General features: G+C 41.0%; 1 protein-coding gene. It reads left to right on the top strand.

The genetic code is table 11. The features are described 5' to 3' along the window. Window positions 1-680 (top strand): replication initiation protein RepM (gene repM / locus E2K52_RS14430; RefSeq protein WP_151205683.1); only part of this gene is annotated, 680 nt, incomplete at its 5' end. Between the last annotated feature and the right edge of the window lie 482 nt (window positions 681-1,162).

Raw genomic sequence — 1,162 nt, 5'->3', positions numbered from 1 at the left:
TGACTAGCCGTTGGATTAGTCAAATTGGATATACAGAAAATGAAGCTACGGTACAGCTTGTTTTTGCTCCTGCGGTTGTTCCATTGATTACAAGACTTGAGGAGCAGTTCACGAAGTACGATATAGAACAAATTAGTAGCTTATCGAGTGCCTATGCTGTGCGTTTGTATGAGTTATTAATTTGTTGGCGTACCACAGGAAAAACCCCAATTATTGAATTAGGCGAGTTTAGAAAGCGCATAGGCGTGTTAGATACTGAATATCAGCGTATGGATGTGTTTAAACGTGGTGTTTTAGAACTAGCACTAAAGCAGATCAACGAGCATACAGACATCACAGCGACCTATGAACAACACAAAAAGGGACGTTTGATTACAGGGTTCTCATTCAAGTTTAAGCAAAAGAAGCCCAAACAAGCCGAGATTGCCACAGAAACGCCCAAAACAGCCACGAATGACCTAGATACGATAAAACCCCTTACAGAGCCACAGATCGCAAAATACAGCATGATTCTGTGCAAACTAGGCAGTATTTCAGACCTTAGTAACTTCCCAGACTATCCAGCTTTTGCAAATTGGATTGGGAACATTTTGAGGAACCCTGAAAAAGCAGATGAACAAATAGCAAAACGGATTTTCACAGCATTGAAAACAGAAACCGACTACAGCAAGAAAAACTAATTTTTAGTTGTGATGGGTTTTCCCGAAGGGCGCACTTAGCCATTGAGTCCAATGGGTGCGTTTTGCTCTGCAAAAATTGTCTGTCACGTGGCAATCACGTGGAATTTTCCTCTGTATCCCTTTTCTAGCCATCGTTGTACGAAGCGTCACTACCGAAGTAGTGACACTTCGTGACAACTCTAATGATTATTTCGCCACCCATTCGGGATGGCTCGGCTACTCCCGAAAAAAACTAAATGGGAGCTTGTAATCAGAGATAAAAACTTTCTTGATTTGAATACCTGGTTATCACTCGTAGACACTCGTTTTGTTTTGCTCTTTCTAGAATTCACAAAAAAAGATATTAGCGAGTGTCTACGAGCGAAGTTATGAAAGTTCGATTCTTCCCCCCTCTGAAAAACCGCTTTTAAAAATATTGGCTGCTAGATGGTTTTTACTATCGTGAGCTTTTGCTTTTAAAAAAACACGAGCGAAGCGAGTTC

This window comes from Acinetobacter sp. RF14B, from assembly GCF_006864105.1.
Classification (GTDB): Bacteria; Pseudomonadota; Gammaproteobacteria; order Pseudomonadales; family Moraxellaceae; genus Acinetobacter; species Acinetobacter lwoffii_C.
The sequence above is the reverse complement of the archived record's forward strand: the minus strand, read 5'-3'. Positions and strand labels throughout refer to the sequence as shown.